Genomic DNA, 20,859 nt, shown 5'->3' with positions numbered 1-20,859 from the left:
CTTGATCGATCGCTCGGCGGCGGCTTCGGTATCGACGGCTGAATAGCCCCGAGTTTTCTAGATGCCCTCGGTTCTCATTTCCTGCTGCCGTTCGAACTCGACGGGCGACAGCATCCCGTTCCTGACATGCTTGCGCTTCGGGTTGTAGAACATCTCGATGTAGTCGAACACATCCTGCCTGGCTTCGACACGGGTCTTGTAGGTCCGGCGCCGTATCCGCTCCCGCTTGAGCAGGTTGAAGAAGCTTTCGGCGACGGCGTTGTCGTGGCAGTTTCCACGCCGGCTCATGGAGTGTTCCAGATTGTGAGCCCTGAGGAATGACGCCCAGTCCATGCTGGTGAACTGGGAACCCTGGTCCGAATGGATCAGCACACGGCTCTTCGGCTTCCGTCTCCATACCGCCATCAGCAATGCCTGCAGGACCACGTCCGTCGTCTGACGGCTCTGCATCGACCAACCGACGACGCGCCGGGAATAGAGATCGATGATGACACCCAGATAGGCGAAGCCTTCCAGTGTTCTGATGTAGGTGATGTCGGTGACCCAGATCCGGTCCGGCGCATCCACATCGAACTGTCGGTCCAACGTGTTATCGACGACCAGTGACGGCTTGCCGCCATGGCTGCCCGGCCGACGCTTGTAGCCGATCTGGGCCTTGATGCCTGCCAAACTGGCGAGACGCGCAACGCGGTTCGGACAGCACGTCTCGCCCTGATCCAGAAGATCATCATGAAGCTTGCGATAGCCGTAGACCCTGCCACTGTCCTTCCAGGCCTTGCGGATGAGCTCGGTCTGGCGGACGTCTTCCTTCGCCCGCCTGCTCAGCGGGTTCTTCAGCCAGGCATAGAAGCCACTGGGATGGAGGCGCAGGCAAGGCCACCGCCGAAGAAGAGATGCGCCGCCGGGACAAGGCGGAGGAGCAGCGCAAGGCAGAGGGCCGCAAGAAGAACGGCAAGACGCCGGCGCCACCGAAGACGGAGCCTGAGGGCAAGGCGCAGCGCAACTTCACCGATCCGGAAAGCCGCATCTTGAAGACCAAGGACGGTTACATTCAGGGCTACAATGCGCAGGCCGCTGTCGATGCACAGGCCCAGATCATCGTGGCCCTGAGCCTGACGCACAGCATGAGCGACCAGGACCAACTCGTGCCGCTCATCGACGGGATCAAGGACAATCTCGGCCGCAAGCCAAAGGAAGCCTCAGCCGATGCCGGTTACTGCAGCGAGGCAAATCTTGCCGCCTTGGCCGAGCGCGAGGTCGGCGCTTACCTCGCTACCGGGCGCGCCAAGCACCCTGCCCAAGGCAGACCCAAAATTACCGGACCGCTCGTCCAGGCGATGCGGGACAAGCTGAAGCGAGCGGGACGACGAACCCGATACAGGCTCAGAAAGCAAGTCGTCGAGCCGGTGTTCGGACAGATCAAACAGGCAAGAGGGTTCAGGCAATTCCTGCTGCGCGGCATCGAGAAAGTGAAAGCCGAATGGGCGCTGATCTGCACCGCCCACAACCTCACCAAGCTCGCCCGAGCGGCATGAACCGGCTATCGTTCAGCCAACACCCCTATGCCGGAGCTATCTGGACAGGCTCCTAGTCTTACTGTGTCATAAGTTTCGTTAACGATTGATTGCGACAATGGCGATTCGCGCTTCAAGTGGAGGGAGCTATGGATCGCCAGGAGGGAATCGAAACGAGTGAATCGCGTTTTGCAGCCTATGTCGAGACGCTCGCCTCGGCATTGGGTCATGCTGACCGGGTGGCGCCGCTGAAGACCTATTGCACGGGGCTGCTTTTGCCCGGTGAGCGCAAGAGCGTCGAGCCGATGGCGGCCCGAATTGAGCCGGGACGTGTGCAGGCGGCGCACCAGTCGCTGCATCATTTCGTGGCGAAAGCGGACTGGTCGGACGATGCCGTGCTCGCCGTGGTGCGGGCTGAAGTGCTGCCGGCGCTGGAGCGTCAGGCGCCGATCCGCGCCTGGATCGTTGACGACACCGGCTTTGCCAAGAAAGGGAAGCATTCGGTGGGGGTGGCGCGGCAGTATTGCGGCCAGCTCGGCAAGCAGGACAACTGCCAGATCGCCGTCAGTCTGTCGGTTGCCACCGACCAGGCGAGCCTGCCGGTCGCCTATCAACTGTATCTGCCGGAAAGCTGGGCCAACGATCCCGATCGGCGGAAAAAGGCGGGCGTGCCGGAGGACGTTGTCTTCCGCACCAAGCCCGAAATTGCGCTCACCCAAATCCGGGCGGCGCTGGATAACGACATATCGCCGGGCGTCGTGCTGGCCGATGCCGGTTACGGCAACGACACCGCTTTCCGCACCGGCTTGACGGAGATGGGCTTGACCTATGTCGCCGGAGTCCAGTCCTCGATCCGCTTGTGGTCGCCGGGCACTGGGCCGCTGCCGCCCAAGCCGTGGAGCGGCCACGGCCGCCCACCTTCACGCGTCCGGCGCCAGGCCGGGCACACGCCCGTTTCGGCCAAGGAGCTGGCGCAAGCCCTGCCCGAGGATGCCTGGCGTCAGATCACCTGGCGCGAGGGCTCCAAGGCGCCGCTTACCTCACGCTTTGCCACCGTCCTGGTCCGCCCAGCCCATCGCGACTACTGGCGCTCTGAGCCGCGCGCCAAGGAATGGCTTCTGATCGAGTGGCCGGACGGCGAGGTCGAGCCGGCCAAGTACTGGCTGTCGACCTTGCCGGAAGATACCAGGCTCGCCACTCTCGTCGATCAGGCCAAGCTGCGATGGCGGATTGAACGGGATTATCAGGAACTCAAGCAGGAGATCGGTCTTGGCCATTATGAGGGCCGAGGTTGGCGCGGCTTCCATCACCACGCCACGCTCGCCATCGCCGCTTACGGATTCCTGGTCTCCGAACGGAGTCTGATTCCCCCCTCAGCCCCACGCTCAGCGCCGCTCCTCAAGGCACCTGCGCTACCCGAAGATTATCGACCCCGCGGTGCCGCCGCTGCGCCCCGAACGCCACGTCACCAACTCCATCGCCACCATCAGGATTAGGCTCGCCCACGCCTTGGCGCGGCGGCTGCCACGATGTCCATGCTGCCAAAACAGTTTTATGACACAGTAAGACTAGATGGCATCTGCCAGTGATGAAGCTGGCATTAACAGATAGTAGGAAGCATGTCAGCGCCGAGACTTCCTCTGGTCTTCCCTGACGGCCGATTGGACCTTGCGGGTTTAGTGGCGGCCGACATCCTCGCCTTTGTCGTGATGCATTGTCCTCAGTTGAGCCGCGGCACGGCAAGCCTGACCGTGACGGGGCTGCGATCGCTGCTCGAATTCCTCCACGTCGAGGGCCACATCGCGCAATCTCTTGCCGCGGTGCAGGCCTACAGCGCAAGCTCACTTCGTCGACCAAACCGACCGCTGCTTGTCCCGGCTCACCCGTATTGGGCGACAGCGATCACGTACCAGCCCCGACCGCGACCAATTGATCTGGTTTGAATCCGGCGTGTTGCGGGGTCCAAACGTCGCCGTCACGGTTAAACCAATTGCACAAGATCAAGCCCGAGGCTGCAGAATCGTTAACGGTCATTTTTGGACCTCCCGACTTCAGCTGGACAACATCTCCAGCCTTGAATGTTTCCGCCATAATCTCCCTCCAAATGTTTGAACAACCAATGGTAATCAAAAGTGGCGCGCAGGGGCAATAGATGCGGAGCCAGGCCAGGGCTTCGAACGCGGGTTAACGCTCTTTGCGGATTGCGGATTGGCTGATTCCATGGGCGCTTCATTGATTCGGAGCGCCCGCCATGACCGTTGCAGCCTTTGAAGGTTTCGAGAAGCCGCGCCTGAAGTTGCTTCTTGAGCATTTTTCCAGGACCCGCGTGAGCCATGGCGGGTCGCTCATCCCTTACCGGAAGTGCTGTTTCTGGTGGTCTGCGGCACGATCTGCGACTGCGATGACTATGATCGAAACCCTCACGTCGCTTCTGGAACGCACCTTAGGTCCAGGGATTAAGATTCGGAGGGTTTTGCAGCCGGAGCTCGGCCGGATTTTCATAGACGCCAACCAGCTCGAAATGGCGGTGCTCAACCTCGCCATGAATGCGCGAGACGCGATGGCGGGAAATGGCATTCTCACGATAGTGACGAGTAACGATCCTGGTGATCTCGACGACGACGTGCCAGAAACCTCCTTCGTTCGGGTGACTGTCACGGATAACGGGTGCGGGATGAGCAAGGAGGTACTGGCCCACGTCTTCGACCCATTCTTTACGACAAAGGGCGACGGTCAGGGAACCGGGCTTGGTCTCAGCCAGGTCTACGGCTTCATCACGCAGTCAGGAGGGCATGTCGACATTGTCAGCGAAGTCGACAAAGGGACGAGCGTGCATCTCTTCTTGCCACGCGAAGCCTCGCGGCGCCGGTCGTCTGATTAAAATCCGATGGGGAAATGCGGCAGCAGTTTTACCGCCCGCTCCGCCTCACACCCGAATCTCGCGCTGCTGCTGCTCAGGGCCCAGCCAATAGCGGATACGTTCAACAACAAAGCCCTCGTCATAAGGCTTGGGAAGTGGCCCCTCGTCGCAAAGCGCTGCAGCGTTCTCCATGCCGTCGTAGAATCCGGAGGTAAGTATGATTTTGACGGCAGGAAAGTGCTCGCGTATCCACGCCGCAAGGCTAAAGCCGTTCATATCGCCGGGCATTTGAATATCGGAAAAGACGAGCCTGACCGAAGGATCGGAATTGAGAGCGGCGATAGCCGCGGCTGCAGAGCTCGCTTCGAGCACCTTAAAGCCGCAACTGCGCACATGATCCGCTATGGCCATGCGGACAAGGGCTTCGTCCTCAGCGATTAGAATTGTATTCGATTTGTCCTCGCCAGCGGACATTGCAACCCCACAACGTTGCTCTCGCCGTCGCAAACAATCTTGGATTGAATGATTCCATACGAGAGAGCTGAGTGCTTCCGGAAGTCTTCAGGAGATTCCCCCTTCATTATGATACATGAACACGTTGCATGTCAGATTGTTCCACGAAATGGTGATCGGCCGATCCGCTTGGGGAAACGGGATAGCCGAAACCAGTGCTGGCGATCGCCGCAATGATGGATCTCCTCAGACCAGGTAGGGCATCATCGCGCTTGCCAGGCTCAGAACCAGGAAAAATCCCGCCATATCGGTGATCGTGGTGAGCAACGGGCTACTCGCCACCGCAGGATCTTGTCCAATGCGCTTCAACAGCAGCGGCACCACTCCGCCGATCGAGACGGAAATGAGCGTATTCAGCGCCAGCGCCACCCCTATGACGATCCCCAAATAAACGTTTCCCTTCCAAACCCACGCGACGATCCCAATCAGCAAGCCGAGTGCTGCGCCGTTGATAAGGCCGACGGACGCCTCCTTGAACCAGACCCGGACCATGTCGATTGACCGAACAAGACCGAGCGACAGTTCTCTCATTGTAACGGCGACGGCCTGGTTTCCGGAGCACCCGCTCATATCGGAAACCATGGGCAGGAAAATTGCTATGGCGATAACGGCGGCCAATGTTTCCTCATATGCCGAAATGACGCTTGCCGCCATGACGTTCAAGACGATATTTGCCGAGAGCCAGGCAAGTCGACGTCGGGCGCGCACCGTCAGCGGCATCGACCTGAGCTCATCTCCGACGATGCCGTAGCGCCGCAACCCTTCAGATTCCGCACGCTCCAATGCAGCGACATCCACAGCGGTTCGTGCAACAACCCCGACGAGCCGACCATCGGTCTCGATGACTGGTAAGGCCGAGAAAGGGATATTTATCGAATAGATCCTGAAGCACATCAATAGAAGCCGATGCCGAAACCGCAATCGGAGTGGTCATAATCTCCGTCAGCCTGGCGCTGCGTCGCGAAGTCACAGGCTTCGCAGCGAAACGACTCCGACGGGCCGTCCTTCATGATCCACGACGTAAGGATGCTGTCCGCGGTACCGCTCAAAATCCTCGTCCTCGCTCACGAACCGGCGCAGTACCGCCCCGACCGTGTCAGACTGAAGAAACGTGAAGGCCTCTGAGACCATGAGACCGCCAGCGGTGTCGTCGTCGTATCTAGCAAGTTGACGGACGTCCGCGGCCTCCTCCACATCCATTTCAGCGAGGATGGCGTTCGTATCTTCCAGGTCCAGTTCCCCAATAACGTCCGCCTGGATATCCGAATCCAGCTCTTCGAGTATCTCGGCGGCTTTGCTGGCGTCGAGCCGTTCTGTGAGCTCGACCGCCATTTCGTTTGGGGCCTCCTCAATCAACCTGGCGGCTTCGCTCGATGGAAGGAGGGTGAGGACGGAATTGCGCTCTCTGGGCGAAAGACGCAGCAGTTCGCGTAAGGCATCGCTGGCGGGTAGCGGCTTGAAAAGCCTGGAAAGGCCTTCGCCGTCGCCGCTGGCCAGGAGCACTTCGATGACCTCATCGAGATTTCGCACGCCACTATCTTCTCCGGCCATTGGTCATTCCTTTGCGGAGGGCAACAAACCTATGACATAGCGCGTAGTCTGCCCGCGTTAATCGCGGCTGCAGCAAAGTCGGACCTGGTCGCGTGCCGGGTTAAAGTCTAACTTTGCGGAACGAAACGAGGCTGTTGACGTTCTCTAGTTGGGAGGAATGTAGAATGAATGCCAGCGCTCTTTCTCAAGAAAATGTGCGAGCATCCAGTGTGCTCGGTACAACTATCTATGATCACGGAGGCGAACTGATCGGGCGACTCGATGACGTCGTAATTGGCAGGTTCGACGGTAGGCTCGAATGCGCCATTCTGTCGTTCGGCAGATACGCCGGCTTCAGAAGCGATTATATGCCGCTCCCTTGGGGCGATCTGGATTACAACCCATACTTACAAGGTTTTGTAATCACTCGCACGCGACAGCAGTTGAAATATGCGCCGCGATTCAAGGCTGGTGACGAACCGAACTGGGACGATTGGCGGTGGCTCGAACAGGTGCGTCATTACCACCGCAATTCGGAATCTAGAATTCGCTGTCGTCCCCCCCCCTCTCTCGCTTAGGACCAGAATTAATAGTCTTTTCTGCCCGCTAGTGGGCGCGCTGATGCTCCTGTCGACGAGGCGGGGAAGCACCGGGACCCCGCCCTGCCGAATGATGAGGTCGTGATAGCCGCCGCGGAAATGCGTTCCACGCATTTTGATGACCCGGACGCGCCGCCGCTCCCATCCTTTGGCGGTCTCGTACCGACCACGAAGAGAAGCATGATCCTCGCGGGCGTGCCGCTCAAACCTCGTCGTCGGGCACGAGCAGATCGACGTGGCTGACGCCGAGGGCTTAGGCGAGTTCATACAGCGTGATGTCAGCTTCAAGGTTTGGTCTGCTGTCGAGCGGGTCGTTGAAGTCACTGGGATCTGCATAGTAGAGTTGGTCGGCCACCAACATGTCAAGGATTCGACTGCTGAAGGCACGATACTTGTAAAGCCGCTTTGGCAAGCTCGGTTCTTCCAACTGAGTCCCCCCAACCTATCGTTGTTGTTGCACCGCGCATTCTGGACGATCAGTGCTCGATACGCCAGTAAACCGCACGAACCCGAGGCTGGTTAGCGGAAATCCCGCGTCTTCACCCTGATCTCATCGATATGGCCATAGGGATCGACCAGGTTCCTCGTTTTGGGAAGTCCGCGAGGATCGGGCATGGGTGAGCCGTGATGGACTTCGTCGCCGCGCCCGTGCGGCACCGGAAATCCCGCCTCCCGCGCACCGACGCTCGCAAGTTCGGCAGAGAGATCGGTGATCTCCTGCGCCACGACGTGCACCACGTCGCCTTCGCGCTGGATGCGGCCCTTGACGCCGAACATGCCGGACCCGAGCACGACGCGCCGGTATTTTTCAAAGACCTTGGTCCAGACCACGAGATTGGCGACCGCGGTTTCGTCCTCGAGCGTGATGAACATGACGCCCTTGGCCGAACCGGGGCGTTGGCGCACGAGCACCAGACCTGCGACGTGAACCCAGCGGCGATCACGAGAGGCGACGGCTTCGGCGCAGGTCATGATGCGCCGGCGGGACAGATCGGCGCGGAGGAAGGACACCGGGTGCTGCCGAAGGGTCAGCCCGGTGTGACTGTAGTCCTCCACCACTTCCCTTCCGGCCGCCATGGGGCGCAGCGATACCGCGGGCTCGATCTGCTCGGGCACGATACCGGCTTCGCGCGTCGCGGCGGCAGCAAAGAGCGGCAGCGGTTCGTCGCGCAGGGCCTTGATGGCCCAGAGCGCCTCACGCCGTGCAAGGCCGAGCGCGGACCGGAAGGCGTCGGCCTCGGCCAACTCGACCAGGGCCGCGGCGGGAATGCCGGCGCGGCGCCAGAGGTCGTCGACAGATGCAAACGGCAGGTCTTCCCGGCAGGAGACGAGGCGCGCGGCCTCCACATTCCCCAATCCCTTGACCATGCGCAGACCGAGCCGGACGCCAAATCGGCTTTCGTCGTCGGTGGGTTCCAGCGTGCAGTCCCAGCGTGAGCTGTTGACGCAGACCGGGCGAACCTCGACGCCATGCTCGCGCGCGTCGCGAACGATCTGGGCCGGTGCATAAAACCCCATCGGCTGAGCATTGAGCAGCGCGCAGCAGAAGACGTCCGGATGCCAGCATTTCATCCAGGCCGAGGCATAGGCGATAAGGGCGAAGCTCGCGGCATGACTCTCGGGAAAGCCATAGGACCCGAAGCCTTCGAGCTGCTTGACGGTGCGTTCGGCGAAATCGCGGTCATAGCCGTTTGCGACCATCCCCTCGATCAGCTTCTCCCCGAATTTCGAGACGCCGCCGGTGTGCTTGAAGGTCGCCATGGCACGGCGCAGCTGGTCGGCCTCGCTGGCGGTGAAGCCGGCGCATTCGATGGCGACGCGCATGGCCTGCTCCTGAAACAGCGGCACGCCGAGCGTCTTGCCGAGCACCGCCTCAAGCTCGGGCTTGGGGAAGGTCACGTCCTCCTTGCCCTCGCGGCGGCGCAGATAGGGATGGACCATGTCGCCCTGGATCGGGCCTGGCCGGACGATCGCCACCTCGATGACGAGGTCGTAAAAGGTCCGCGGCTTGATGCGCGGCAGCATGGCCATTTGGGCGCGGGACTCGATCTGGAAGGTTCCGAGAGTGTCGGCCTTGCGGATCATGGCATAGGTGCGCGGATCCTCAGCCGGGATTGTGACAAGATCGAGCTTGGTGTCCTTGTGCTCGGCCAGCAGATCGAAGGCGCGGCGCATGCAGGACAGCATGCCGAGTGCCAGGACGTCCACCTTCATGAACTTCAGGACGTCAATGTCGTCCTTGTCCCACTCGATGACTTGGCGGTCTTCCATGGCGGCCGGCTCGATGGGCACGAGTTCGTCGAGCCGATCGCGGGTCAGGACGAAGCCGCCCGGGTGCTGCGAGAGATGGCGCGGGGTGCCGACAAGCTGGTGTGCAAGCTCAAGCGCAAGCCGGAGCCTGCGATCGCCCATATTGAGGTTGAGGCCCTCGGCGTGCTTTTGTTCGACGCCTTCGGACCAGCCCCAGACCTGCGAGGACAGGGTCTTGGTCAGGTCCTCGGGCAGGCCGAGCGCCTTGCCGACATCGCGCAGCGCGCCCTTGGCGCGATAGCGGATAACGGTGGAGCAGAGCGCGGCCCGTTCGCGGCCATAGGTTTCATAGACCCACTGGATGACCTCCTCGCGCCGCTCATGTTCGAAGTCGACATCGATGTCGGGCGGCTCACGGCGTTCCTCCGAGACGAAGCGTTCGAAGAGAAGATCGTTGCGATCGGGATCGACCGAGGTGACGCCGAGCACGAAGCAGACGGCCGAGTTCGCCGCCGATCCCCTGCCCTGGCACAAAATTCCCTTCGAGCGGGCGAAGCGCACGATCGCTGTCACCGTCAGGAAGTACGGTGCGTAGTCCAGCTTCTCGATCAGCCGGAGCTCATGGTTCAGATTGGCGCGCACCTTGTCGGGCAGACCCTCCGGATAGCGCTCGGCCACGCCCTCCCAGGTGAGTTTTTCCAGCGCCTGCTGGGGCGTCAGCTCCGGATAGAGCTTTTCTTCCGGATATTGATAGGCGAGTTCCTCGAGCGAAAACCTGCACCGGTCCATGATCTCCATGGTCCGGGCGAGGGCTTCGGGATAGCGGTCGAACAGCCGATGCATTTCTTCGGGAGGCTTCAGGTAGCGGTCGGCAAACCGCTCGCGGCGATGCCCGAGCTCGTCGATGGTGACATTGTGCCGGATGGCGGTCACCACGTCCTGCATGAGCTGCCGGCCGGGTTCGTGGAACAGCACGTCATTGGTAACGACGGTGGGCACGCGCGCCTGCGCCGCCAGATTCGACAGGTCCCAGAGGCGCATCTGGTCATTGGGCCGCCGGCGCAGTGTCAGGGCCAGATAGGCGCGATCGCCGAAGGTTTCCCGCAGGCGACGCAATTGCAGGGCGCAGGTCTCGTCCGCGATATCGGGAACGAGGATAGCGATCAGGCCCTCGCCATAGGCGACGAGATCCGGCCATTCGAGATGGCATTTGCCCTTCCCGGCGCGCTTCTTGCCGAGCGAGAGCAGGCGGCAAAGCCGGGCATAGGCGGGCCGGTCGGTCGGATAGACTAGGACCGACATGCCATCGGCGAGATCGAGCCGGCAGCCGGCGACGAGGCGGACGCCGGTGGTTCTGGCCGCCTCGAATGCCCGGACGATTCCCGCCAGCGAGTTGCGGTCGACAATGCCGAGCGCCTCGATGCCCATCATGGCGGCCTGGGCGAACAGCTCTTCGCAACTGCTCGCCCCGCGCAGGAACGAGAAATGGCTCGTCACCTGCAGCTCGGCGTAGCGCGGCCCGCTCATCCGAAAATCCCGTGCAGGAACCATTTCTGGGACCCGCTCTCTCCACGTTCACCGTCGCCGGAGCGGAACAACCAATAGCGCTCGCCGGCTTCGTCCTCGACGCGGAAATAGTCCCTTACCGTCGTCATCTCGGCGTCGCGTTTCCACCACTCGCCGCGAATGCGCTCGGGCCCGTCGGCACGACGCACGCGCCGGCGCACGCCGCGCCAGGTAAACCAGACGGGCGGATTATCGGGCAGCAGCGCCATCGTCTCGATCGGTTCGGGCCGGGCGAGCAGCCGCGGCGGGCGTGGCCAGTCGCCTTCCCAGGTTGCGCCGCTCTCCGGTGCAAGGGCCGGAACCCGCGTGACCGAGCGCTCCGGCACATCGCTCTGCACCGGCTTGAACCGGTAGAGCCGGTTCTCGCCGACGCGATTGGCAAGCACGTCGACCAGGTCCGACAGGTCCGGCTCGGGCTCTTCGACAAGCGAGGAAATCGATTGTTTGTCCCTGAGCGGTTCGGATTGAACTGCGGCCAACACCATGACCTCGATGCCGAAGCCGGGATCGACGGTTTCGATCCTGTCGCAGAGAAGCCGGGTCAGGCGCCTTGAATCGCGCACCGGCTGGGCCGTGCCGACCCGGATGAACTGCATGGTGTTGTCGACGCGATGGAACAGCAGATCGAGACGGCGAGCGCCGAGCCCACGCTTTTCGAGTTCGGCGCAGAGGGCTTCGGCGAGCCTGGCCGTGTAGCGGGCGATGGTTTCGGCCGCGCCGATCGGCTCGCCGAAGACGCGGCGCACCTCGACCAGCTCGGGCGAGCGAACCGGATCGACCGGTTCGGCGAGGCGTCCCAGCGCCTGGTCGAGCCGGCGGCCGATTTCCGGGCCAAAGCGCAAGGCAAGCGGCGCCCGCGGTTGCGCCAACAGATCTCCGATGGTCTCGAAGCCGAGGGTGCGCAGACCAGCAACCGTGTCGGGGTCGAGCCGCAGTGCCGCCAGTGGCAGCGGCCGGAGCATCGCTTCTGTCTCGCCCGGCGCAATGACCGATGTGTACCGGCGCAGGAAGCGTGCCGCGGCATGGGCCGCACCCCATGTATCGGCAATCGCCGCCCGCGCCTCGACGCCGGAGGCGGCGAAGCGCTCGACAATTGTGGTGAGCATGGCGGCCTCGCCGCCATGGAGATGATCGGCGCCGGTGGTGTCGATCACCAGCCCGTCCGGAGGATCGGGCGCCACCACGGGCGAGATGCGCTGCAACGCCCACAATGCCAGCCTGTCGAGCCCTTCGGCGTCGGCCGCTGGGTCGGCATCGAGAACGACCAGACCCGGCACCAGCGCCTGGGCCTTGGTGACGGGCATGCCTACGCTGACGCCAAGGGCCTGCGCATTGGCATCGAGAGCGGTGATCAGCCGGCGGCGGCCGGTGCGGCCGACAAGGACGAGCGGCGCCTCAGCCGGAAGCGACGCGCCGTCCGAGTTCCTTCTGAGGCGATCTATTGGCCATCTTGGAAGGAAGAGCGATACGACCCTGGGCATCGCAGGCCTCCACTTCGAAATCAGCACTTTCCCCGGCCCGGCATCGGATCAGCTCGACCAGCCAGCGGGCACGCCCGAGGCCGGGAACCGGCAGGGGAGCAGAGGGCAGAACGGAAACCCGCCAGCGCGTGACACTGGCCGTGGGTTGCCCGAAATCCCCCGCCTCGGTCTGGCGCCGCCAGCGCCGGACGGCGAGACCGATCGTGTCCGAGCCTTCGGCCGCAAGCTGCAGGCGGCGGGATGCGGTCATCGAAAGACGAGCCGTCTCGGCGACCACGGCCCCGAGACCGCCATGGCGCAGTCCTTCCTCAAAGCACGCGAGCAACGCCTTTTCATCACCGGCCTCGACATGGATCACTCTGTCGGGCGGCAGCCCTGCCTGGGCGATCGCCGGGGCAAAAAGATCGGGACGTGTCACGATCCAGAGGACCTTGCCTTTGGTACGCGCGGCGATCCCCGCCGCGAACAGCGCGGCGGCCGCGCCGTCCACGGCGCCATTCCCGCCGCCGGCGACCTCATGCAGGCATCCCAACCCTAGCCCTCCTCCCGGAAGCCGGCGGTCGATCGCGGCGACACCGAACGGGAGGACCTCGCGCGCGCGGCCAGCACCGCTGTCCAAGTGCGCAATGCGCTCCTGAAGCTCAGCAATGACAGCGTTTGCCGCGCGATCGGCCACGTAAGTCCAGTTCTCCTGAGGGCTTTGCAACGCTACAAGGCGCTGTTATGTTCATTATTTGTTCCGATTCCGATATTGAGTCAATCAGACTCCGCGATGAGTCTTTCCGGTGCGGATGGGGACGAGACGGTAGCGCCGGCGCAGTGTTGGCCGATTGTCGTTGATTCGCAAGGTGATAGGAGCGGGACGGAATGAATGCGGCGCATCTGGAAAAATTGAACGACGGTCAACGCGCCGCGGTCATTCACGGTATCGGCCTGCCCGATGGCCAGGTAGGAGGACCGCTGCTGATCATAGCGGGTGCGGGCTCGGGCAAGACCAATACGTTGGCCCATCGTGTAGCGCAGCTGATTATTTCCGGCGCCGATCCGCGCCGGATCCTGCTCATGACCTTCTCCCGCCGCGCGGCTGGCGAAATGGGAAAGCGGGTGGAGCGCATCTGCGCCAGGGTGCTCGGCGACAAGGCCGGCATTTTGACCGACGCACTCTCCTGGTCAGGCACATTCCACGGGATCGGCGCGCGCATCCTGCGCGAATACGCCATCGAGCTGGGGCTCGATCCGCAATTCACCATCCACGACCGTGAGGACTCGGCCGATCTGATGAACCTCATCCGGCACGAGCTCGGCTTCTCGAAAATGGAAAGCCGGTTTCCGGCGAAGGGGACGTGCCTGTCGATCTACTCTCGCACCGTAAATGCCCAGGCACCCCTCGAGGATATCCTGCGCGCCAACTACCCCTGGTGCGCCGGTTGGGAAATGCAACTGCGCGAGCTTTTCGCATCCTATGTCGAGGCCAAGCAGATCCAGAACGTACTCGATTACGACGATCTGCTGCTTTACTGGGCCCAGACCATGAGCGACGCGGCGCTGGCCGACGAGATCGGCGGCCGCTGGGATCACGTTCTGGTCGACGAGTATCAGGACACGAACCGCCTGCAGGCGACGATCCTGACCGGCCTCAAGCCCGGCGGTCGCGGCTTGACCGTCGTCGGCGACGACGCCCAGGCAATCTATTCCTTCCGCGCGGCCACGGTCAGGAACATCCTCGATTTCCCGAAGGAGTTCTCGCCGGCCGCCGAAATCGTCACCCTCGAGCGCAATTATCGCTCCACTCAGCCGATCCTCGCCGCGGCCAATGGCGTGATCGGGCTTGCGCGCGAACGGTTCACCAAGAACCTCTGGACCGACCGGGCTTCGAACGAACGCCCGTGTCTCGTGACCGTTCGTGACGAGGCCGACCAGGCGAAATTCGTGGCCGACACTGTGCTGGAGAACCGCGAGACCGGCATACGGCTCAAGGACCAGGCCGTGCTGTTCCGTGCGAGCCACCATAGCGGTCCGCTCGAGGTGGAACTCACCCGCCGCAACATCCCCTTCGTCAAATTCGGCGGGCTCAAATTCCTCGACAGCGCCCATGTGAAGGACATGCTGGCCGCGCTGCGCTTTGCCCAGAATATGCGCGACCGTGTGGCAGGCTTCCGATTGATGCAGCTCTTGCCAGGCGTCGGGCCGGCGACGGCACAGACCGCTCTCGACGCCGTTGCCGAGAGCGTTGAACCGATCAACACTCTTGATAGCCTCCCCTGCCCTCCCCGCGCCCAGGCCGATTGGCCGGGCCTCATCGAGCTGCTCGACGGGCTGCGCGCCGGGTCGTCAGGCTGGCCGGCCGAAATCGGACAGGTTCGCGCCTGGTATGAACCGCATCTGGAACGCATCCATGAGGATTTCGAGATGCGGCGGGCCGATCTGCTCCAGCTCGAGGAGATTGCCGGCGGCTATCCCTCCCGCGAGCGATTCCTCACCGAACTGACCCTCGATCCTCCGGACGCCACGTCCGGACAGGCCGGCGTGCCCCTGCTCGACGAGGACTATCTGATCCTCTCGACCATCCATTCGGCCAAGGGCCAGGAATGGCGCTCGGTCTTCGTGCTCAACACTGTGGACGGCTGCATTCCGTCCGATCTCGGCGTCGGCAGCTCCGACGAGATCGAGGAGGAGCGGCGCCTGCTCTATGTCGCCATGACGCGGGCAAAGGACAGTCTCAACCTCGTGGTGCCGCAGCGCTTTTTCACCCATGGCCAATCCGCGACGGGCGATCGGCATGTCTATGCCCCGCGAACGCGGTTCATTCCCGCTCGTCTATTGGAATTGTTCGAATGCCGTGCCTGGCCCGTCGTTGCCCCCGGACAGGGGCCGAATGCCGGCCCGCGGGAGGTTCGCCTCGATGTCGGCGCGAGAATGCGCGGCATGTGGCGATAGGAGAGGATCGCAGTTCAATCTTTGTCATCTCATGTGTCGCTTGGCACTTAATTATGAGAATCATGCCTCAATGATTTCAGATGCTTACGCTGGCACTTAATTTGCGAATGGGCAGTTAATTCGATAATGCGCATTGGTTTTTGTCACTTAATGTGAGAATGAGGTTCGCGATGTTTCCTCGCGAGCCTGCCATGAACGATCCATTTCCTGACGAGATTGACGAAGCGCTTTGGGATGAAGCTTGCCGGCGGGCGGATGCGATCCGTGAATTCCTGAAGCGCAATCCTGACGGTGCGACCGCGGCAGACGTTTCCGGGCTCGCTGCCGAGATGAATGTCAGCCAGGCGACGGCCTACCGGCTGATCAAGCTGTTCCGCGCCGGCGGGACCGTTCTGTCTCTTGTCGATCGTAAGCGCGGACGGCCTGAGGGTCATCGTACGCTGGACGAGAAGCGGGAGGAGATCGTTAGCAAGACTATCAAAAGGTTCTACCTGAAGCGGACCCGACCGACGATCTCGCAGTTGGTGCGGGACGTGCAGACAAACTGCATCTCGGTTGGACTGAAGCCGCCGCATCGCCGAACGATAGTGACCCGCCTCAAGGACATCGACCTCCAGAAACGAGCCAAGCGCCGCGGCGAACAGAAGATCTTCAAGGCGACAACGGCCGTTCCCGGATCGTTTGAGGCCTCTCGTCCCCTGGCAGTGGTGCAGATCGACCATACCAAGGCCGACATCTTCGTCGTTGACGAAGAGACGCGGCAGCCGATCGGACGACCATGGCTGACGCTAGCGATGGATGTCTGCAGCCGGATGGTGACCGGCTTCTATCTCACGATGGAGGCGCCGTCCCGCCTGTCGACCAGCCTGTGCCTGCTACACTCCGTGTTCGACAAATCGGCATGGCTGCGGGAACGCGAGATAACGGAGCCTTGGCCCGTCGCCGGCCTGCCGGACACGGTGCACGTCGACAATGGCCCTGACTTCCGCAGCCGGGCCTTCAAGCGAGGATGCCAGGACGCCGGCATCGCGATCGAGTGGCGGCCACCGGGTGAGCCGCGTTTCGGCGGTCATATCGAGCGCCTGATCGGCACGCAGATGGGGAGGCTGCATCTCCTGCCCGGAACAACGTTCAGCAACGAACAGGAGTTGGGCGACTACAACTCCAAGCGCCATGCGGCCCTGACTCTGAGGGAGCTCGAGCGCTACATCGCTCTCGACATCGTCGGCGCCTACCATCAATCGATCCACGGCAGTCTGGGTCGACCGCCGATCGCGATATGGCGGGAGCACGAGGGCGAAATCCCGCTTCGGTTGCCACAAGATCGAATGCGCTTCTGGCTGGCGTTCCTGCCGGAGCAGGAGCGCACCTTGCGGCCGACCGGTATTCACCTGTTTGGCCTGCGTTATTGGTCCGCGGCGCTCAGCGCCGACGTCGGGCGTTCTGAACGGCGCTTGCTTGTCAAATACGATCCGCGTGACATGGCGCGCATCTTCGTCCGGCGGCCTTCAGGAAACTTCGTGGAAGCCCGCTATGCCGACGTGACGTTGCCTTCGATCACCCTGCACGAGGCGGTGACCGCCCGACGCAGCTTGCTGGCCAAAGGCCGCCGTGAAGTGGACACGCGCGCCATCGTCCGCACCGCCGTCGCACAGCGAGAATTGGTCGAGGTGGCAACCAATAAGACGGCGGCTGCGCGACGCGGGAAGGCTTCTTCGAAATCGAAGGTGGATGATCGGGGATTGGGCTCGCTCCGCGGCGTCGACTCCAGCAAACCTGTACCCTTTGTTGAGGATACAGATTGAGCTGGAGTGAACATGAGCGATGAAATCTCCCACCTGACCACCGGCGCCGCCGCGCTGCTTGCCGAAACCGACGAGCGGCGCATTCGCGCGATACGATCGCGCCGCTGGGTGCTTTACCCTCGCGCCAAACAGGCGCTCGACCGGCTGAGCGCGCTCCTCGACCATCCGCGAGGCACGCGCATGCCCTCGGTCGCGATCTATGGCGACAGCGGCATGGGGAAGACTATGATCATGAAGCGGTTCCGGGACGAACACCCGCCGAGCTTCAATCCGGCGACGGGCACCCTGAAGACGCCGGTCCTTGCTATGGAAATGACCAGCCGCCCCGGTGAACGGCGCTTCTACGCCGAGCTGCTCACCCTTCTCGGCGCGCCGCAGCGGCCGCGCGCCGACATCGCCCAGATGGAACAGGCTGCGCTGCGTATCATGGAGGCCATCGGCGTGCAGGTGCTGGTCATCGACGAGGTGCACAACATTCTCGCTGGATCCTATCGCGAGCAGCGCATTGTTCTGAACACTCTTCGCTTCCTCAGCAATCGTCTGCAGATCTCGCTGGTCTGCTTCGGCGTCAACGATGCGCGCGAGGCGATCAGCGGCGACGTTCAGCTTGCGCGGCGATTCGACCAACTCACACTGAGCAGATGGGCTGCGAACGAGCAGTTCGAGACGTTGGTGGTGTCGATCCTGCGCAACACACCGCTGCGTCGGCCCTCGGTGCTCACGCCGAAATCCTTACGCCGGATCCTACAGATCACCGAGGGGATCACCGCCAACATCTTCCACATGATCAATAGCCTCGCCATCGAGGCCGTCGAAAGCGGCCGCGAGCACATCACCGACGCAGCGATCGAGAACTGGGAGCCGGAATTCGATGCCGAGGCGGCATTCGCATGACGGAGAACACGCCGCCCCGGCAGTTGCCGGTGTGGTTGCCGCCCTATACCGACGAGTTGTTGTCGTCCTGGATTAGCCGGCACGCTGCCTTTTACGTGGTTCCACCCCTCGTCATGCTTCGGCACTTCCTACCGGAGGTTTCCTCATTGCGATCAGCCGATCTCCATCTGAGCAGTGATCAGGAAATCCGCCTCGCCAGCATGTTCGCCATCGAACCGGCCGTCTTGCGTCGAATGACCTTCATCGATGTGCCGAAGTCGTCGCATCGGCTCCTCGCCGCGAGACCAGCGCAGTTCTGCACGAGCTGCAGCCCTGGTGGCCCGGGACCGTCGCCGGTCCTGCGAAGCCAACTGCTGGGATGGCGCATCACATGTCCGCTGTGCGGTGACCTGCTTCGAGCTGAAAACCGGCGCGAACTCCTCCCCTTCCCGCAATATCGCGTTGCGGCACTGCGCGGCGAAAAGCTGCTCGACGATGAAGCCGAACGTGGCATCCGAACGTGGACATCGCCAGCCGAAATCGCCCGGCTTCTCCTGATGCGGCGAGTGATCTGGCCCCTTCCGCGCGAGCATGAGCTTTGGCGCTACAGGGTGCTCGGTGCAATCGTTCCCGATCTCGACCATGTCGTTGCCGCAGAACAGGTGAACCTGCCGACCCCTGCAAAGCCCATCCTGCCGCTTCACTTGCGGCCGGCTCTGCTTGCAGGCGTTGCCATCGTCGAGCGTGCCGGTCCGGAAATGCTCCGGATGCTGCGTGGTCACATGATGGGTGACAACAAGGTCCGATTCACCGACGCCGCCGAGAACATGATCGCTCGGGCCGGCAAGTTGCGAGCTTCTGGGCAAATGCAGTTAATTTGAGAATCTGGCTGCGAGGATTCTCACGATTAGGTGCCCAATCCGGACAAAACCGCCGCATTCTTGCGTTTAAGTGCCAAGCGACAGCTTGGAGGGTTGTCGCCGTAAGATTGTCTGGAGGAGCCGTGCTCAATCGGCTTGGGCTGGCATGATCGCCGGGAGTTCGGGTGCCTCTGCGTCGTCGTCACGTTGCAGCGGCGGAAAATCCGCCGGCGTGATCGTCTCGCGTTCAAGCAGCAGTTCCGCCCCCGCCTTGAGATCCGCCATCCGTCCCCGCAGCATGTCCTTCGCCATCGCATAGGCCTCGTCGATCATTTCCCGGATAGCAAGATCGACCTCGCGTGCCGTCGCCTCAGAATAGTCGCGCGGACGAATTCCTATCCTGTCCTCCAGATATTGCTGCCTCTGCTCCTCAAGCACGGCCTGGCCGACCTTAGCACTCATGCCGAAGCGTGTGACGATCTGGCGTGCGACGTCAGTTGCCCTGGCCAGATCGTCGGCGGCACCCGTGGAGATTTCGCCAAAAACGATATCTTCGGCGGCTCGGCCCGCCAGGAGAACCGTCATGCGTTGCTTGAGCTCGGCGGTCGTGATCAGGAAGCGGTCGTCCGTCGGCCGCTGCAACGTGTAGCCGAGCGCTCCGATCGAGCGCGGTATGATGGAGACCTTATGCACCGGATCCGTCTTTGGCAGGGCCGAGGCCACCAGCGCGTGGCCCATTTCGTGATAAGCGATCCTCTCACGTTCTTCCGGTTTCAGCAGGCGGCTTCTGCGCTCCGAGCCAGCGACGATCCGCTCGACGGCGTTCGTGAAGTCGTCCATCGTGACCTCATCCGAGTTGCGGCGGGTTGCAAAGATCGCTGCTTCATTGACGAGGTTGGCTAGATCCGCGCCGGTGAAGCCTGGTGTTATCGCGGCAATGTCGCCGATTTTCATATCAGGGGCGGTGACGATTTTTTTCATATGGACGGCGAGTATCTCCTCCCGGCCTCGGCGATCAGGCCGATCCAGCACGACCTGCCGGTCGAAGCGGCCTGCCCTCAGCAGCGCCGGATCAAGGATCTCCGGGCGGTTGGTCGCGGCGAGAAGCACGATACCGATGCGCGGATCGAAGCCGTCCAGTTCCGACAAAAGCTGGTTCAGCGTCTGTTCCTTCTCATCGCCGCCGCCAAGGCCAGAAAAGGGGCTTCGCGCGCGGCCGAGCGCGTCCAGTTCGTCGATGAAGATGATGCAGGGGGCGGCCTGACGCGCCTGTTCGAACAGGTCGCGCACACGTGCCGCCCCCACGCCGACGAACATCTCCACGAATTCCGAACCGGAAATCGAGAAGAAGGGAACGCCGGCTTCTCCGGCCACAGCTCGCGCCATCAGCGTCTTGCCCGTGCCGGGAGGGCCGACGAGCAGGATTCCCTTCGGGATCCGCGCTCCGAGCCGGCCGTACTTTTCGCGGTCTTTGAGAAAGGAGACGATCTCCTGCAACTCGGCCTTGGCCTCATCGACCCCGGCCACATCTGCGAAGGTTACCCCTGTCTGGCGCTCCACATAGACCTTGGCCTTCGATTTACCGATATTGACGAGACCGCCCATGCCCTGCCTTTCGGCAAAGCCGCGAAACAGGAACGACCACAGGAAGAAGAAGAACAAGATCGGCACGACCCATGAGAGGATGGTCGTCAACCAGTTGCTATCCGTGCCGCCGGTGACCTCGACGCTTGCCCTTTCGAACGCCGCCGCCGCATCTGGGTCCACCCTGGCTGATACGAACAGGTTCTTACCCTCTTGCGGCTCCCTGAATCGGCCCTGAATCATTGACTCCGTAATGGTGACGGATGCCACCTTGCCGCTGTCCACCATCCGCATGAGGTCGCTGTAGGAGAGTTGGGCGACATCGCGCGAGGCGAGCCAAAGCTGGAAGAGCCCGAGCAAGATGAAGACGAAGATGATGTAGCCGATGTTGAGCTTGTGCTTGCGGTTCATACTCGGGCCTGAGCGGCTGTATCGATCACTCGTCCCTTTTTCCAAATGGCGGGGCACGCGGCCTTGATATCGGTCA

The 20,859-nt window shown here is 62.3% G+C and carries 14 protein-coding genes and 5 pseudogenes; 8 read left to right on the top strand and 11 right to left on the bottom strand.

Features of this window, described 5'->3' with window-relative positions; all coding sequences use genetic code 11:
- Positions 1-57 precede the first annotated feature (57 nt).
- Positions 58-873, bottom strand: a pseudogene (locus tag PVE73_RS26750) (IS3 family transposase); the annotation flags it as partial.
- A 116-nt stretch (positions 874-989) separates the two neighbouring features.
- Between PVE73_RS26750 and PVE73_RS26745 the strand changes: the two are divergent.
- A pseudogene (locus tag PVE73_RS26745) lies at positions 990-1,535 on the top strand (transposase); the annotation flags it as partial.
- A 128-nt stretch (positions 1,536-1,663) separates the two neighbouring features.
- Positions 1,664-3,010, top strand: a complete 1,347-nt coding sequence (locus PVE73_RS26740; RefSeq protein WP_277366247.1) for an IS701 family transposase — start codon at positions 1,664-1,666, stop codon at positions 3,008-3,010.
- 85 nt (positions 3,011-3,095) lie between these two features.
- Here the strand turns inward: PVE73_RS26740 and PVE73_RS26735 are convergent.
- A pseudogene (locus PVE73_RS26735) lies at positions 3,096-3,179 on the bottom strand (short-chain dehydrogenase); the annotation flags it as partial.
- Positions 3,180-3,416: 237 nt separating this feature from the next.
- The gene (locus tag PVE73_RS26730; protein ID WP_277367775.1) at positions 3,417-3,548 is read right to left on the bottom strand and encodes a hypothetical protein; all 132 of its coding nucleotides are present in this window, start codon (positions 3,546-3,548) and stop codon (positions 3,417-3,419) included.
- Positions 3,549-3,765: 217 nt separating this feature from the next.
- Between PVE73_RS26730 and PVE73_RS26725 the strand changes: the two are divergent.
- Positions 3,766-3,923 (top strand): annotated as a pseudogene (locus tag PVE73_RS26725) (transposase family protein); the annotation flags it as partial.
- Positions 3,916-4,395, top strand: coding sequence for an ATP-binding protein (locus PVE73_RS26720; protein WP_346772426.1), 480 nt, complete (start codon positions 3,916-3,918; stop codon positions 4,393-4,395). The pseudogene PVE73_RS26725 and the gene PVE73_RS26720, both read left to right, overlap by 8 nt.
- Before the next feature lie 45 nt (positions 4,396-4,440).
- Here the strand turns inward: PVE73_RS26720 and PVE73_RS26715 are convergent, their stop codons facing one another.
- From PVE73_RS26715 to PVE73_RS26685, 7 genes and pseudogenes are all read right to left on the bottom strand, one after another.
- Positions 4,441-4,848 (bottom strand): response regulator, encoded by a 408-nt coding sequence (locus PVE73_RS26715; protein WP_277367639.1) that lies wholly within the window; start codon positions 4,846-4,848, stop codon positions 4,441-4,443.
- A 225-nt stretch (positions 4,849-5,073) separates the two neighbouring features.
- On the bottom strand, positions 5,074-5,781 hold the full coding sequence (locus PVE73_RS26710; RefSeq protein ID WP_277367638.1) for a magnesium transporter: 708 nt from the start codon (positions 5,779-5,781) through the stop codon (positions 5,074-5,076).
- A 72-nt stretch (positions 5,782-5,853) separates the two neighbouring features.
- The gene (locus PVE73_RS26705) at positions 5,854-6,438 is read right to left on the bottom strand and encodes a CBS domain-containing protein (RefSeq protein WP_277367637.1); all 585 of its coding nucleotides are present in this window, start codon (positions 6,436-6,438) and stop codon (positions 5,854-5,856) included.
- Between the two features lie 611 nt (positions 6,439-7,049).
- Positions 7,050-7,163: pseudogene (locus tag PVE73_RS26700) on the bottom strand (circadian clock protein kaiC); the annotation flags it as partial.
- A 372-nt stretch (positions 7,164-7,535) separates the two neighbouring features.
- Positions 7,536-10,793, bottom strand: a complete 3,258-nt coding sequence (locus tag PVE73_RS26695; RefSeq protein ID WP_277367636.1) for an error-prone DNA polymerase — start codon at positions 10,791-10,793, stop codon at positions 7,536-7,538.
- Positions 10,790-12,313 carry a DNA polymerase Y family protein gene (locus PVE73_RS26690; protein ID WP_277367635.1) on the bottom strand — a complete coding sequence of 508 codons (1,524 nt, stop codon included), beginning with the start codon at positions 12,311-12,313 and terminating at the stop codon, positions 10,790-10,792. The genes PVE73_RS26695 and PVE73_RS26690 overlap by 4 nt, the downstream gene beginning before the upstream one ends.
- Positions 12,228-12,989, bottom strand: coding sequence for a damage-inducible protein (locus PVE73_RS26685; protein ID WP_277367634.1), 762 nt, complete (start codon positions 12,987-12,989; stop codon positions 12,228-12,230). The genes PVE73_RS26690 and PVE73_RS26685 overlap by 86 nt, the downstream gene beginning before the upstream one ends.
- 191 nt (positions 12,990-13,180) lie before the next feature.
- Between PVE73_RS26685 and PVE73_RS26680 the strand changes: the two genes are divergently transcribed.
- From PVE73_RS26680 to PVE73_RS26665, 4 genes are all read left to right on the top strand, one after another.
- Entirely contained in the window at positions 13,181-15,250 is a 2,070-nt protein-coding gene (locus tag PVE73_RS26680; RefSeq protein WP_277367633.1) for an ATP-dependent helicase, read from the top strand.
- A gap of 191 nt (positions 15,251-15,441) precedes the next feature.
- Positions 15,442-17,055 (top strand): Mu transposase C-terminal domain-containing protein, encoded by a 1,614-nt coding sequence (locus PVE73_RS26675; protein WP_277367625.1) that lies wholly within the window; start codon positions 15,442-15,444, stop codon positions 17,053-17,055.
- A gap of 12 nt (positions 17,056-17,067) precedes the next feature.
- Positions 17,068-17,949: a TniB family NTP-binding protein gene (locus PVE73_RS26670; protein WP_277367624.1), complete on the top strand. Its 882-nt coding sequence runs from the start codon at positions 17,068-17,070 to the stop codon at positions 17,947-17,949.
- The gene (locus PVE73_RS26665; RefSeq protein WP_277367623.1) at positions 17,946-18,809 is read left to right on the top strand and encodes a TniQ family protein; all 864 of its coding nucleotides are present in this window, start codon (positions 17,946-17,948) and stop codon (positions 18,807-18,809) included. The genes PVE73_RS26670 and PVE73_RS26665 overlap by 4 nt, the downstream gene beginning before the upstream one ends.
- A 126-nt stretch (positions 18,810-18,935) precedes the next feature.
- Here PVE73_RS26665 and ftsH read toward each other — a convergent pair whose 3' ends face one another.
- Positions 18,936-20,783 (bottom strand): ATP-dependent zinc metalloprotease FtsH, encoded by a 1,848-nt coding sequence (gene ftsH, locus PVE73_RS26660; protein WP_277367632.1) that lies wholly within the window; start codon positions 20,781-20,783, stop codon positions 18,936-18,938.
- Positions 20,784-20,859: the final 76 nt, after the last annotated feature.

This window comes from Chelativorans sp. AA-79 (assembly GCF_029457495.1).
Classification (GTDB): Bacteria; Pseudomonadota; Alphaproteobacteria; order Rhizobiales; family Rhizobiaceae; genus Chelativorans.
Note: the sequence above shows the minus strand (reverse complement) of the source record. Positions and strands in the feature narration are given on the sequence as shown.

Coding starts and splice junctions, on each gene's coding strand:
- PVE73_RS26715 (WP_277367639.1), bottom strand. CDS start 4,848: ATGTCCGCTGGCGAGGACAAATCGAATACAATTCTAATCGCTGAGGAC.
- PVE73_RS26720 (WP_346772426.1), top strand. CDS start 3,916: ATGACTATGATCGAAACCCTCACGTCGCTTCTGGAACGCACCTTAGGT.
- PVE73_RS26675 (WP_277367625.1), top strand. CDS start 15,442: ATGAACGATCCATTTCCTGACGAGATTGACGAAGCGCTTTGGGATGAA.
- PVE73_RS26690 (WP_277367635.1), bottom strand. CDS start 12,313: ATGCCCAGGGTCGTATCGCTCTTCCTTCCAAGATGGCCAATAGATCGC.
- PVE73_RS26670 (WP_277367624.1), top strand. CDS start 17,068: ATGAGCGATGAAATCTCCCACCTGACCACCGGCGCCGCCGCGCTGCTT.
- PVE73_RS26705 (WP_277367637.1), bottom strand. CDS start 6,438: ATGGCCGGAGAAGATAGTGGCGTGCGAAATCTCGATGAGGTCATCGAA.
- PVE73_RS26695 (WP_277367636.1), bottom strand. CDS start 10,793: ATGAGCGGGCCGCGCTACGCCGAGCTGCAGGTGACGAGCCATTTCTCG.
- PVE73_RS26665 (WP_277367623.1), top strand. CDS start 17,946: ATGACGGAGAACACGCCGCCCCGGCAGTTGCCGGTGTGGTTGCCGCCC.
- PVE73_RS26730 (WP_277367775.1), bottom strand. CDS start 3,548: ATGACCGTTAACGATTCTGCAGCCTCGGGCTTGATCTTGTGCAATTGG.
- PVE73_RS26680 (WP_277367633.1), top strand. CDS start 13,181: ATGAATGCGGCGCATCTGGAAAAATTGAACGACGGTCAACGCGCCGCG.
- ftsH (WP_277367632.1), bottom strand. CDS start 20,783: ATGAACCGCAAGCACAAGCTCAACATCGGCTACATCATCTTCGTCTTC.
- PVE73_RS26710 (WP_277367638.1), bottom strand. CDS start 5,781: ATGTGCTTCAGGATCTATTCGATAAATATCCCTTTCTCGGCCTTACCA.
- PVE73_RS26740 (WP_277366247.1), top strand. CDS start 1,664: ATGGATCGCCAGGAGGGAATCGAAACGAGTGAATCGCGTTTTGCAGCC.